Annotated in this window: 10 protein-coding genes; 8 read left to right on the top strand and 2 right to left on the bottom strand. The window is 37.4% G+C overall.

Annotation, left to right across the window (positions count from 1 at the left end):
• Positions 1-197 (bottom strand): transposase (locus L877_RS0105615; protein WP_026835252.1); only part of this gene is annotated, 197 nt, incomplete at its 3' end.
• 177 nt (positions 198-374) lie between these two features.
• Here L877_RS0105615 and xerA point away from each other — a divergent pair.
• Positions 375-1,361 carry a site-specific tyrosine recombinase/integron integrase gene (gene xerA, locus L877_RS0105610; RefSeq protein ID WP_026835251.1) on the top strand — a complete coding sequence of 329 codons (987 nt, stop codon included), beginning with the start codon at positions 375-377 and terminating at the stop codon, positions 1,359-1,361.
• Positions 1,362-1,375: 14 nt separating this feature from the next.
• Complete coding sequence (locus L877_RS0105605; protein ID WP_026835250.1) at positions 1,376-1,921, top strand: restriction endonuclease subunit S; 546 nt, start codon at positions 1,376-1,378, stop codon at positions 1,919-1,921.
• On the opposite strand, the gene L877_RS12325 is transcribed toward L877_RS0105605, so the two are convergent.
• On the bottom strand, positions 1,918-2,481 hold the full coding sequence (locus L877_RS12325; RefSeq protein WP_051437702.1) for a restriction endonuclease subunit S: 564 nt from the start codon (positions 2,479-2,481) through the stop codon (positions 1,918-1,920). The genes L877_RS0105605 and L877_RS12325 overlap by 4 nt on opposite strands.
• A gap of 300 nt (positions 2,482-2,781) precedes the next feature.
• Here L877_RS12325 and L877_RS12320 point away from each other — a divergent pair, with 300 nt between their 5' ends.
• From L877_RS12320 to L877_RS0105570, 6 genes are all read left to right on the top strand, one after another.
• Entirely contained in the window at positions 2,782-4,953 is a 2,172-nt protein-coding gene (locus tag L877_RS12320) for a DEAD/DEAH box helicase (protein WP_034785182.1), read from the top strand.
• Positions 4,950-8,045: a type I restriction endonuclease subunit R gene (locus tag L877_RS12315; RefSeq protein WP_034785180.1), complete on the top strand. Its 3,096-nt coding sequence runs from the start codon at positions 4,950-4,952 to the stop codon at positions 8,043-8,045. The genes L877_RS12320 and L877_RS12315 overlap by 4 nt, the downstream gene beginning before the upstream one ends.
• A 214-nt stretch (positions 8,046-8,259) precedes the next feature.
• Entirely contained in the window at positions 8,260-9,021 is a 762-nt protein-coding gene (locus tag L877_RS0105585) for a fibronectin type III domain-containing protein (RefSeq protein WP_026835249.1), read from the top strand.
• Between the two features lie 31 nt (positions 9,022-9,052).
• Positions 9,053-12,541: a glycosyl hydrolase family 95 catalytic domain-containing protein gene (locus L877_RS14395; RefSeq protein WP_026835248.1), complete on the top strand. Its 3,489-nt coding sequence runs from the start codon at positions 9,053-9,055 to the stop codon at positions 12,539-12,541.
• Positions 12,534-12,902, top strand: a complete 369-nt coding sequence (locus L877_RS12310; RefSeq protein ID WP_051437701.1) for an SDR family NAD(P)-dependent oxidoreductase — start codon at positions 12,534-12,536, stop codon at positions 12,900-12,902. The genes L877_RS14395 and L877_RS12310 overlap by 8 nt, the downstream gene beginning before the upstream one ends.
• Before the next feature lie 149 nt (positions 12,903-13,051).
• The gene (locus L877_RS0105570; protein ID WP_026835247.1) at positions 13,052-14,635 is read left to right on the top strand and encodes a glucose-6-phosphate isomerase; all 1,584 of its coding nucleotides are present in this window, start codon (positions 13,052-13,054) and stop codon (positions 14,633-14,635) included.
• Positions 14,636-14,657 lie beyond the last annotated feature (22 nt).

Here is a 14,657-nt window from a genome sequence, read left to right as displayed (position 1 = left end):
TCGCGGAGGTTATCTTCTCGTTTGTTATCAAACGCTAGCGAGGCATTAGCAAGGAATTCCTTCTTCCAATTGCGGAGGAGATTTGGTTGGATATCATTTTCTACGGCAAGAACATTTAATTCTTTCTCGCCTTTGAGCAATTGGAGAACTAGGTTGGTTTTAAATTCTGCACTGAAATTTCTTCTTGATCTGGACATAATAAGTACCTTCTTTCTTGGTTTGATTATAGTATATCAGATTCATTAAGAAATGTCTTTTTCAGTGTCTTAATTTATGAGACCATTATAAAGAGTAAATTAAACTCTCATAGGCGGCGGGAGTAAATATACGGAACTGCCGCCCGTATCGTTCTTACATATAAAAGGAGTAGCGATATGAGAGATGTATTGATTTCTGAAGTGGTTCAGAGAATGTTGCCGTATCTTGATAACAGACAATTGGCAAATTTAAAAAACAATTTGAACCAGGTACTTCAAGATTATGATGTAGAACCTATTAAGGCTTGCGACTTAGAAAATGATAATCAGGGATTGGTGGAAAAATTTATTTCAGCTAAAAGAGTAGAAGGTTGTTCTGAAAAGACACTTAAATATTATTTGGCAACAATTGAAACCATGACTTGCAGCTTGAAGAAAGATGTAAGAATTATTCAAACAGAAGATTTGAGAAAATATCTTACAGATTATCAGATACAAAAAGGCTCAAGTAAGGTGACTATTGATAATATACGAAGAATACTATCAAGCTTTTTTGCGTGGTTGGAGGATGAAGATTACATTATTAAGAGCCCTGTTAGGCGTATTCATAAGGTTAAGACAGTAAGTAATATAAAAGAAACTTATACTGATGAAGAACTTGAAGTGATGCGCGATAACTGTGAAGAACTGAGGGATTTAGCAATTGTGGATATGCTTGCATCAACAGGCATGCGAATAGGTGAAATGGTTTTGTTGAATCGTGAAGATTTAGATTTTAACGAGCGTGAATGTATAGTTTTTGGTAAAGGTAGTAAGGAGAGGATAGTATATTTTGATGCAAGGACAAAATTGCATTTACAAGAATATTTGAAAAGTAGAGTGGATGATGATCCGGCATTGTTTGTAACATTGAGAGCACCATACAAACGGATTCAAATTGGCGGAATTGAGAATAGATTACGTGAATTTGGAAAAAGTTTAAAGATAAGCAGAGTTCATCCACATAAGTTTAGGAGAACTCTTGCAACAATGGCAATAGATAAAGGTATGCCTATAGAACAGTTACAAAGATTGTTGGGGCATCAAAGAATAGATACGACTTTGCAGTATGCTATGGTCAAACAAAGTAACGTGAAAAGTGCACATAGAAAATATATTGGTTAGTGAGGTTTTAGTTTATGCAATGTAAAAAAGTAATTTTGGAGGATATATGTTTAAAAATATCGGATGGTACACATAGTACTATAAAGGATGATCCTAAGGGAGAATGCTTTTTATTAAGCTGTAAGAATATAAAAAATTTTAGGGTTAATATTGGGCAAACAGAAAGAAGAATTAGTCAAGAGCAATTATTAAAACTAAAAAAACGAACAAAATTGGATAGGGATGATGTGCTTATTACGACTGTTGGTACTATAGGAGAGATGGCAATTGTTGAAGATGAAGATCCCATATATGATTTTCAACGTAGTGTTGGAATTATAAAACCAGATACAGAGAAGGTTAATTCTAGATATCTTTTCTATGCATTAATTAATGAGATACCACAAATTTTAAGTTTTGTTAAAGGTGCTGTTCAGCAATGCTTATTCTTGGGAGATATGAAGAAGATATCAATTCAACTTCCTTCATTAGATGAACAAAGTAGAATAGTCACGATATTAAAATCTATTGACGATAAGATTAGACTAAATGAATCAATAAACGATAATTTAGCAGTCTAAATGTCTATGTCTGAGATATCGAGCTCGCCAGACATTAACTTAGGCAAGAGTGTATCTCGTAGTTCAGCTAATCTCTTGTTTTCTTCTGTAAGATTAGTAATTTGTATAATTAACGGAACCACGATGCTGTTGAAATCGTTTAGCTGATTCTCATCAGGAAGTATAATAGGCATTTTACGTAACTCGCCAAGGCTTATATATTTTTGCGTACTACCAGCCAATGTTTTTTCAATATGCTGGGTAGTTTTTGTACTTCTTAAGTAGGTCAAAATGTAAGCAAATAGCTCAGGGCATTTTGAAGTTTTAAACAAACCAACATTCTTTATGGCAAACGGTACAGGATTATCAATAACCAAAGATATTAAACCTACAGTTCCTATCATACTTATTAAAATGTCATGGGTTTCAACGATGCTACGTTCGTTGGTTTTATCAAAATCTTCTTTTGAAATAAGATTTGCAGTTGATAGATCAACGCCATATGGTAATAAATGCTTTGAAGTAACAAGAGGAAATCCTTCATCAACTGCTTTAGGCGAATCATGGGTTCCATCTCTCACATCAATAATAGATGAAAGATTAACCGGTTCTCCAGTAATGCCATCAGCAAGATTATCATAGATAAGTTGTATTTGCTGAGATAAATTATCGTTTATATGTGATGTGAAATGGCTATTGATTGAAAAATCTTGAATAAATACTTGATATTTGTAGGATTAGTGGAAGTAGTAAGTTGTATTATTTACCTAAACAGTGAAGATGGCTGAATGGTATGTATATTTTAATAGTATAAAGAGCATATGTAGGGTGATGCAAAAGCTTTATATAGCGTGGAAATAATTTTCAAGGAGGCTTTATTTATGGCTAAACCTTTTGATACGGTGGCTGCCAAAAGAATTATTAAAGAGCATCGTACAACTATTGAAAAATTAAATAATATACAGGCAGATGTATTGGTAAGTAAAGAAGCAATTAAAACTGCATCGGAAGAGTTGGTTGCTCAAGAAGTTATCAAAATTCTTAGAGAGATACCTATAGAAGAAATAAATAGAGATAAGCGTGGATTTAGGGTTAAAGCATTGAGAGATCATGGATATGAAACAATTGCGGATGTTGCTACCGCGTCTGTTTATTCTATTGCATCAGTTCATGGTATTAGTTCAGATTCAGCTTATTCTATAAAGCATATAGCAGATGATATTGTTTCTAAGGCGCGTCAGGGAGCTAAAATAAAACTTAGTACAGATAATAAAACTAAGGAAGCAGCAAAACTTATTTCGTCTATTTCAAAGTATAAGCAAAAACAGCCAATTGTTAAGGAATGTCGTAAACTTCTTGATGAGTACGAAAAAAAGATAGAATATGCCACTGAAGATTTGCAAGCGGCCATCGGAGGTATAAGATGGATTTTTGCTTCGAAAGCAAAAAAACAAAGAGCGATTGATGCTTATAATACACTAAAAATGCTTAGTGATAACGATTTTGGCACTGAAGCAAAGGAGTGCTTTGATCGATTATATGAAGTTGAGAATAGTGATATCAATACAGCTTGGGATGATTTTACAAATAATTCTGTTCAGTTTATTAATATATTAGAAGATATTAATCCAGGATTATTAGGAAATGATGACTTATTATATGGGTTGCCGGATGAACTTGCGCGTGAAATACAGGAAGAAAGTTTTTTTCCTGAAGGACTACGTTGTGAATTACGACGTTATCAGGAATGGGGAGTTAAATATGCTCTTCACCAAGAAAGAGTCTTGTTAGGCGATGAAATGGGATTAGGAAAAACAGTTCAAGCCATTGCGACAATGGTGTCCCTTCGGAATACTGGAGCAACTCATTTTATAGTTATTTGTCCTGCAAGTGTTATTGCTAATTGGTGTAGAGAAATAAGAAAAATGAGTCTATTATCGGTCACTAAAATTCATGGTTCTAATCGACTGGTTGCTATGGAATCATGGAAAAGAACTGGTGGTGTTGCCGTGACAACATTTGAAACTACTGCGTATTTTTCATTTGACAATGAATTCAAGTTTTCGCTTCTTGTTGTTGATGAAGCGCATTATATAAAGAATCCAGAGGCAAATAGGACTAAAAATGTCAAGAAAATAATTGAGCATACAGACAGGTTGCTCTTTATGACTGGTACAGCACTAGAGAACCGAGTGGATGAGATGGTTTCGTTAATAGATATATTACAACCTAAAATAGCAAGAAAAGTTCATGGAGTTGAAGCTCTTTCAGCGGCCCCACAATTTCGCCAGGCAGTATCTCCGGTTTATTATAGAAGAAAAAGAGAAGATGTACTAACAGAACTTCCTGAGTTAATTATAAGTAAAGAGTGGTGTACACTTAATCATGAGGAAGAGGCGATTTATGAAGAATCAGTTCTTATGAAGAAATACCATGAAGCCAGACGTGTTTCTTGGAATGTTGATAATGTTAAATATTCATCGAAAGGAACAAGACTACTAGAATTGGTTGCAGAAGCAGAGTCTGATGGCCGAAAAGTAATAGTATTCTCCTTCTTCCTTGATACTATACAGAAAGTTATAGAATTGCTTGGAAGTAGATGTACAAATCCTATTAATGGTTCTGTATCACCTCAACGAAGACAGGAAATCATAGATGATTTTGACAATGCTCCAGCGGGAACAGTGCTTGTGGCACAAATTCAATCTGGAGGAACAGGGTTAAATATTCAGTCGGCTAGTGTTGTTATTTTATGTGAGCCACAGTTTAAACCTTCAATTGAAAATCAGGCCATATCGCGAGCATACCGTATGGGACAAACGCGAAATGTTCTTGTTTATAGATTATTATGTGAAAATACAGTTGAAGAAAAAATAATGGAAACGCTTGAAAGCAAACAAGCAATTTTCGATGCATTTGCGGACAAATCTGAAGCTGCGCAAGATAGTTTGGAATTGGATGAGCGTACTTTCGGTAATATTATCAAAGAAGAAATTGATCGTATTAACGAAAAAAATGGAAATAAGAATAGAGAGGAGGAGAAGACAGTATGACAGAATTTTATACAGAAGCAGATTATGAAAATTCAGTTATAGAATTATTTCAGGAAATGGGTTTTCGGCATATTTATGGGCCAGAAATTGAAAGAGATTTTAATAGTCCGTTGTATGAGGATGAACTAGTCTCTGCGTTGCATAGATTAAATCCTTCAATGCCAGAGGATGCAATTGCTGATGCAATGTATAAATTGAAAAACTTTGAAAATGCAGAATTAGTCCAGAAGAATGCTATTTTCATGGACTATATTCAGCATGGAATTGAAGTACGCTATTTAGTCAAAGGAGAAGAGAGATTTGGCCTCGTTTATCTTGTTGACTACAATAATCCTGACAATAATTCGTATGTTGTAGCAAATCAATGGACTTTTATCGAGAACAGCAATAAGCGTCCAGATATTCTTCTTTTTCTCAATGGATTACCAGTGGTATTGATAGAACTTAAATCTCCATCGCGAGAAGAGACAGATGCGTCTGAAGCATATCTTCAGATTAGAAATTATATGCAGGAAATTCCATCTATGTTTATTTATAACTGTATTTGTGTTATGAGCGATCATTTGACATCTAAAGCTGGAACCATTACTTCAGGTGAAGATAGGTTCATGGAGTGGAAGACAAAAGATGGAAGTCGTGAAAATACACAATATGCTCAGTTTGATACCTTTTTTGAAGGTATATTTGAAAAAGAACGCTTATTGGATATCATTAAGAACTATATTTGTTTCTCTAATGAGGGGTTAAAACAGATTAAAATATTAGCTGGATATCATCAGTATTTTGCAGTTAATAAAGCAATAGAGTCAACAAAGCATGCCACAGAAACAGACGGAAAAGGTGGTGTATTTTGGCATACGCAGGGAAGTGGCAAATCACTTTCTATGGTATTTTATGCCCATCGTTTGCAGGAAGCCTTAGACAGTCCAACAATAGTTGTTCTTACAGATAGAAATGATCTTGATGATCAGCTTTTTGGACAGTTTGTTAAGTGCAAGGAATTCTTACGTCAAGAACCAATGCATGCTGAGAGTCGCGCACACCTCAAGACTTTACTTGACGGTAGACAAGCTAATGGTATTATTTTTACAACAATGCAGAAATTTGAGGAATCAGATGAACCATTGTCAGAACGTAGAAATATTGTCGTTATGGCTGATGAGGCGCATCGTGGACAGTATGGACTCAAGGAAAAAGTTGATACTAAGACCGGAAAAATAAAGATAGGAACTGCACGTATTATCAGAAATAGTTTACCTAATGCCACATATATTGGATTTACGGGAACTCCTATTTCCTTGAAAGATAGAAGTACACGAGAAGTCTTTGGAGATTATATTGATGTTTATGATATGACACAGGCCGTTGAAGATGGAGCAACACGCCCAGTTTATTATGAAAGCCGTGTTATTAAGTTGAATTTAGATCAGGATACTTTACGTTTGATTGATACTGAATATGAAATAATGGCTAATAATGCAGATCCTGAAGTGGTAGCAAAGAGTAAGAAAGAACTTGGTCAGATGGAGGCAATTCTTGGAAACGAGCAAACTATTGCTTCGCTTGTAGATGATATTCTTGATCATTACGAGAACTACCGTGAGAATCTGTTAACAGGTAAAGCCATGATTGTGGCTTACTCAAGAGCTATAGCCATGAAAATATATGATCGAATTCTTCAGCTACGGCCATCATGGAAAGAAGATGAAAAAGTTGCTGTGGTAATGACAGAAAGTAACAAGGATCCAGAAGAGTGGAGAGCTATTATAGGCAATAAGCGACACAAAGAGGAATTGGCAAAGAAGTTTAAAGATAATAACAGCTCGTTGAAAATAGCAATTGTTGTAGATATGTGGCTAACAGGTTTTGATGTACCTTCATTGGCAACTATGTATGTTTATAAACCAATGAAAGGTTATAATTTGATGCAGGCGATTGCACGTGTAAACCGAGTGTTTGGAGATAAAGAGGGTGGACTTGTTGTTGATTATGTAGGTATAGCTTCAGCATTGAAAGAGGCTATGAATGATTATACCTCAAGAGATAAGAAGAATTATGGTGATACAGATGTTGCCAAAGTAGCATATCCTAAGTTCTTAGAGAAGCTATCAATATGTAGAGACTTATTCCATGGATATGATTATTCTCGTTTTATGGAAGGTACAGATTTAGAACGTTCTAAGGCTATTAGTGGCGCAGTAAACTTTATCGTCGATGTAAATAGAGAACGAGAAAGAGAAGATTTTCTTAAGGAAGCATTACTTTTAAGACAAGCTTTATCACTGTGTTCATCACTTGCAGAAAAATCTTTAAGAATTGAAGCAGCTTTTTTTGAATCAGTGCGTGTACTGGTTATGCGTTTGGTTAATCAGGGAGAAGGTAAAAAGATTTCTCTTCCTGAGATGAATGCTAGAATTAATGCTTTACTTGAGCAAAGTATCAAGAGTACAGGTGTAATCAATCTATTTTCTGATGTGAATGGTGATTTTTCTTTGTTTGATCCTAAATTTTTAGAAGAGATAGGAAAAATGAAGGAGAAAAATCTTGCTGTAGAATTGTTAAAGAAATTGATTGCTGAGCAGGTTGTTATATATAAGCGCACTAATGTGGTGAAATCTGAGAAATTTAGCGAAATTATACAGCAGGCGATGAATCGTTATCTTAATGGAATGCTTACTAATGAGCAGGTAATTGAGGAACTATTAAATCTAGCAAAACAAATACAGGCAGCACAAAAAGAAGGCGAACAGTTAGGCCTTACTGCAGATGAATTAGCCTTCTATGATGCGTTGACCAAACCGCAGGCCATCAAGGATTTTTATGAAAATGAAGAATTAATTGCTATTACAAAAGAACTGGCAGATTCTCTTCGTAAGAATCGGACTATTGACTGGCAGAAGAGAGATTCAGCCAGAGCTAAAATGCGGATGATGATAAAGAAACTTTTGAAGAAACACAAATACCCACCAGAAGGAATGGATGATGCTGTTCAGACGGTAATGCTGCAGTGCGAGCTGTGGACAGATAACAACGATATGGAAAATCGTGTCGATGCATATGCTAAAAGATTAACTGAATATATTGATGATTAAGTTGCTTAAGAAATGTGTATTTTTGCGGAAGCAGCAAGAATATAGCCTTACATAAAAGGACAAAATCGCTTTATATGGGCTGTGTCGAAAGACATGGCTCTAAATTTTGGGATTTCTTTCATTCCTTCTTTATTATATTGCATCTTTATGTTACAATATTAAATGTAAGAAAAATGTTCCTGAAATAGGAAATAAAATTAGGAGGAATTATTAAATGATCGGAAAAAAACGAACAGGGATTATCGCAGTGATGATGAGTTTATCACTTATATTGTCTGCATCGTCCACAGCTTTCGCTAAAGACAGCGAAAAGATTGACATTTCACCTGACAAGGAAACGCGGGTGGTAAATGTGACACTTAAGGAGTCTTCATGGTACGGAAAATCCATGTCGGTTGTATGTTATGCACCCGGATATGACTCATCTGCAAGTGTTGCAAAAAACAGCAAATATGTTGTTTATTTGTCTCAGAAAAAAGCGGCGGGAAATTTTAAATTCAAGATTAATAATAAGCCGGAATCAGGAAAGTATACTGTTGTATTAGGATGCAGTAAAAGTAAAATTGAAAAATCATTTGAATTTAAGAGCGAGACTTCTGCACCATCAACAAAGCCAGATGACAGTAAGCCTGACAGCGGGGATAGCGGAAATAATAACAGCGGAAGTTCGCAGGCTGCAGCCTCTGTAACTAAACCGGGAAAACCTAAAATAAAAGTTAAAGCAGGAAAGAAAAAGATTAAAGTTACATGGAAGAAAGTCAAGAAGGCAAAGGGATATAAAGTTTATATTTCCAATAAGAAAAAGTCGGGATTTAAATTAAAGAAGACTTTGAAAGGTGCCAAGAAAACTTCCTTTGTAATAAAGAAATTAAAGAGCAAAAAAGTTTACTATGTTAAAGTGGCTGCATATACCACATCGGGCTGCAGCACAGTGGTTGGTAAGAAATCAGCTGCCGCAAAAGCAAAGGTAAAATAAGAAAAAAGATACATAACGGAGGGATTAATTAATGAGAATTATTAAGAGATTTATTAAGAGATGTGCAGCGGTGTTTTTTTCACTGACAATGGGAGTATCATCTATAACTGTCAGCGGTGTGGGAACATCTGTTGCAGAATCAGAAGAGATATTTAAAACAGGTGATGGGACAACCTGGAAGCATGGCATAGGCAATGCAATAGGATTTAATGAGAATACCTACAAGACTGTTGCCAAAGCGGCCACAAATGACAACTGGCGCGATGGTTCGGTAACAGCTAACGGAGAGATTGGTTTTATCGAGAGCTGCGATCCTAAGGAAGATGTATTTATTTTAAATAATACAAAAGTTGTGCAGGACGGAACTGACATTTACGAGACACCGGTTATAAGCGGTATTTTGGATGATCAGAGAACCGGTGCTGTTGAGCGTGGAAAGTTCCCGTGGATAAATGAAGTGGCAAAGTACGCAAGACAACAATACGGTGCAAACTGGGGAACAACTTGGCCAAGACCTTATCAACCGGCTGCCCAGTATCGTATTATCAATAATAGTTATACAGATACAAATGCAAAAAAATACAATCGTTATACCAATTACGAGACAGGTGAGGTCGGTGTTCAGTGGAAAGATGATGCGGGAAATGAATGGAACCGCCGCTCATTTGCTTCACGTGAAGACGATGTAATTGTCACATATATTGAGGCACCTGAGGGAAAAGATCTCGATGTGACACTTACAATGGACCATCTTGTGGAGATGCGTAATCAGGGAACAACCACCGAGCCTGCAGATACAGATTATGTTGTGACAAAGGATGACAAGGGTTACGGATTCGGTATGGTTGCCAAATATCCTGAGCAGGAGCGCAAGGGAAATAAAAACCCAAAGCCTACCAAGTTTGCATATGGCGGATGGAGTAGTGCGACACGTGTTGTGACAGACGGAACAGTTGATTATGCGGCTGATACCAGATCATTTACAGCACCAAAGTGCTTCAACAAAATAAAGTTTGATAATGTAAATGATCCGAAGTTGACCATCAAAAGTGGCAAATCTGTAATGCTTATTACAAAAGTTGACAGAATTGATGATGGTTGTGAAAGTGTAAAAGATGTTAAAGAAAAATTATACGACAAACTTATCGGAGACATCACAAGTGTTATCGACAAGTACAATACAACATCTTCTGAAGATGGATATCAGGCATTGTTAAAGCCACATGAGAAGATTCATGGCGGTATGTTTAGAAATGTAAAGATTGACCTTTGTTCTACAGAAGAAGAAAAGAAACAGCGCACACTCACAAACTCAGAACTTATTGCAGCGCAAAATGCTGATAAGAATAAAATTAACAAAGCATTTTTAGAGAGAATCTATAATAATGGAAGATTCGGACTTATTTGTGCCAGCGGATATGGTTCAACCAGACTTGGAGCTATATGGAACGGTGCATTTAATCCTGATTGGAGCGGCGACTTTACACTTGATGCCAACACCAACCTCCAGATTTCTGGTATGAACACCGGAAATATGCAGGGTGCCGGAGATGGATACATCAACTTCATCGTGCGTATGGTTGAAGATTGGGTGGATGATGCTACCAATGTTTATGGAATGCATGATGCGATTAAAGCGCCACCTCGTGTAGACGGTACAGGCGAGGCTGGAAGTTACCATTTCATTGATGGATATCCTCATATTTATGTAAATGGTATTACTGACTGGTTGATTATTCCTATTTTTGAATATTGGCAGTGTTATGGAAATCAGCAGATACCTGTTGGTAAGGATATCGACATCGATCGAAATAAAGACGTACTTGACTGGTCTGATGAGGACCGCGAGAGAATTAAATCTACCGGATTTATGGATCTTGAGCAGGATATTTTATATCCTATGTTAAAGAAGACTATGAACTTCTGGTTACAATATGTAGATGAGCGTTATTATACAGATGGAAAAGGCGTGGAGCATGCTAATGACGGAACGACAATAAGCGATGCGATTGCTGCCGGAGATAAGGATTGCAAGTACTTGTACACACCGGGTTATTCACCTGAAAATGCTCCGAAAGCAGACGGCGAGAACTCCAGAGGTTCCCTCGCATACAATACAACTATGGACATTGCGGCGTCTCGAAGCACATTGTCTATGGCCAGACAGTTGATTAAGATCATTAATCCTTCTGATAAGAAAGATATTCTCAAAGAATGGGCAGAATTTGAAAAGAGAATTCCTGATTATATGTATGCATCTACAGGAGAGCTTAAAGAGTGGACTACTCCTAAGTTGGAGGATTCTCACCATCATCGTCATGTGAGTCACGCATATGTTGCATGGCCTTCATACGATACACAGACCAATGAGGCACTTCGTATCGGCGTAGACAAAGCCATGGAAGCTCGTTCAAAAGCATTCAACGGAAAAGAAGCTGCAGAGTCCCACGGACCTACACATAAGGCATTGGTTGAGGCTAGACTTAAGAATCCTACAGGATTAAATAACGTGCTTCTTTACCTTCTGACCAATAATTATCAGTACACTTCAATGATGACATCACACAACAATAACCATTCATCAACGTATTGTACTGACTCTGCGTTTGGTATTATGGGAGCTATAAACGAGTCATTGCTCTACTCAAATACAGGAGTTGTGGAGATCCTTCCGGCGCTCCTTGAGGATATTAAACAGGGTAGCATTACAGGACTTAGAACTCGCTGTAATACACGGTGTGATTTCTCATGGAATATTGATGAAGGAAAAGCATTGGTTACTTTGACATCTGACAAAGATGATAATTTGGTTAAAGTTCGTTGTGCTAAAGCATGGAAAGATGTGCTTGTAAACGGAGAAAAGCAGGAAGTATTGATAGACAATGACGGCATGCCATACGTTGAGTTGAATTTGCAGAAGGGTACTGCGGTTACTGTAGAATTTGCTTTGGATGGAAACTATGACAGATTGACAGCTGATACAGACAAAGATGTTACAAGAACTGTAGAGGTTGGTACTAAAGTGCAATTGTCCGCTAGAAATACATTCTCACGTAAATCAACTACAGATGTGACATGGCATATCGAAAATGCTGCAGACGGAAAACCTATTGAGGGCGCTGCTGTTGACGCAGACGGTTACTATAAAATAGATGACAGTCTTGCAGGAAAAATGGTCAAGATTTATGCTCAAAGCACCACAGGCGAGAAGACCAATGAGCTCGTATTTAACGTTGCAGGAGCAGAAGAATTTAACGTTAATTACAACAAAGAGGGAGACGGTATCGGCGTATATCTTGCAAATGATAAAGAGAAAAAAGATATAGAAGTTATCATGGCTGCATACGACGAAAATGAAGATTTGATCGAAATGACAGCAAAAGATGTTTCCCTTGATGAGGAAGACTTCACATCTGTCAAGATGGTTCCGACATGGAAGGATAAGCCTGCTAAGACATACATATATGTGTGGGATAAGGAGACACAGACACCATATACAGAGCCATTTGAGGTTGAGTAAGACACTATTTCTCTTCAACAATGCAGGAAAACTGAGCCTTGTACCAATTCTTGATTGTTCAGTTGAGGAGTTTACAGAGACAATGAATGTAAATGTTACTTCTGCATTTGTTCTAACAAAGCTGGTAGCACCTGTTATGAAGGAAAAGGGTGAGGGTCATATCATCAATACTTCATCTGTTGCCGGATGTGCAGCGCACTGGGGACCAGTGGCATATAGTACAAGTAAACATGCCATGAACGGACTTACAAAGGCAATGGCAAATGAACTTGGTCCTGAAATCCATGTAAATGGAATCCAAAAGGACTCATCATTTATTGATGGTCAGCTGATTAGAGTGGATGGTGGAGTTGATATTTGATAATTTCAAATTAAACTGTATTTATTAGAATATATGTGATAGAATATAAGCAGAGTGTGTTTAGTCGCACTCTGCTTAGTTTTAATTTTTCGGATTCTAGTAAAGCCCTGGAATTCATGTAATAAAAGTAGATACAAGGAGGAAGGTAAATGTCAAATTGGAAAAATTTGAATGAACTCAGTTCATATCAAAAGTTAGCAAATGAGGAAAAGAGAGTCGATCTTAAGTCTGTTATGGCCGGAGAAAGCGGAGCAGATAGGATGAAAAAGTACAGTATTCCTATGGCTCAGGGACTCACATATAATTATGCTGCGAAAGCTGTAGATGATGAAGTGCTTGCAGATTTATGTGAACTTGCGAAGGAGGCGGAGCTTGCAGAGAAATTTAAGGAGCTCTACAATGGCGCTGTTATCAACACGGGAGAGAATAGGCTTGTACTGCATCATTTGACACGCGGACAGCTTGGAAATGATGTTGTGGCAGACGATGTTAATAAGCGAACATTTTACAAGGAGCAGCAAGACAAAATCGCTAGTTTTGCTGATAAGGTTCACGCAGGTGAAATCGTAAATGAAAAGGGAGAGAAATTTACAACAGTTGTTCAGATTGGAATCGGTGGAAGTGATCTTGGCCCTCGTGCTATGTATCTTGCGCTGGAAAACTGGGCAAAGGTAAATAATACATTTAAGATGGACGCGAAGTTTATAAGTAATGTTGATCCTGATGACGCGGCCTCAGTGTTGGCATCAGTTGATCTGGAACATTCAATGTTTATCCTTGTTTCCAAGTCGGGAACTACACTTGAGACTCTCACCAATGAATCTTTTGTTAAGGATGCATTAAAGGGTGCCGGACTCAATCCGGCTAAGCATATGATTGCTGTAACAAGTGAGACTTCGCCTCTTGCAGATAGCGACGACTATCTTGATGCATTTTTCATGGATGACTACATCGGTGGAAGATATTCTTCAACATCAGCAGTTGGAGGAGCCGTGCTTTCACTTGCCTTCGGACCGGAAGTTTTCGAGAAGTTTCTTCAGGGAGCTGCCGAAGGTGATAAATGTTCCGCTAGCGAGAATCCTATGGAAAACGCAGCTATGCTTGATGCCCTAATTGGAGTTTATGAAAGAAATATTCTTGACTATCCAGCGACAGCTGTATTGCCATACTCACAGGCTCTAAGCAGATTTCCGGCACATCTTCAGCAGGCAGATATGGAGTCCAATGGTAAGAGTGTGAATAGATTTGGCGAGGAAATCAATTACAAGACCGGACCAGTCATCTTTGGTGAGCCGGGAACGAATGGACAGCATTCATTCTATCAGCTACTACATCAGGGAACTGACATTGTTCCACTTCAATTTGTTGGATTTAAGAACAGCCAGATGAGCAAGGATGTTGTTATCCAGGACAGCACAAGTCAGGCTAAGTTGTGTGCCAATGTTGCGGCGCAGATTGTTGCATTTGCTTGTGGTAAGGATGATGAGAATAAGAACAAAAACTTTGAGGGCGGCAGACCATCAAGTATCATAATAGGAGATAAGTTGACTCCGGAGGCGCTTGGGGCGTTGCTGTCGCACTTTGAGAACAAGATTATGTTCCAGGGATTTTTGTGGAATGTAAATAGTTTTGATCAAGAGGGAGTACAGCTTGGAAAAGTTCTTGCTAAGAAGGTACTTGCTCATGAGACAGATGGCGCACTTAAGGTATTAAGTGATATGTTTGATATCTAAATGCGTTTATTGTCTTACGAAC

This window comes from Eubacterium xylanophilum ATCC 35991, assembly GCF_000518685.1.
Taxonomy (GTDB): domain Bacteria; phylum Bacillota; class Clostridia; order Lachnospirales; family Lachnospiraceae; genus Eubacterium_F; species Eubacterium_F xylanophilum.
The sequence above is the reverse complement of the archived record's forward strand: the minus strand, read 5'-3'. Positions and strand labels throughout refer to the sequence as shown.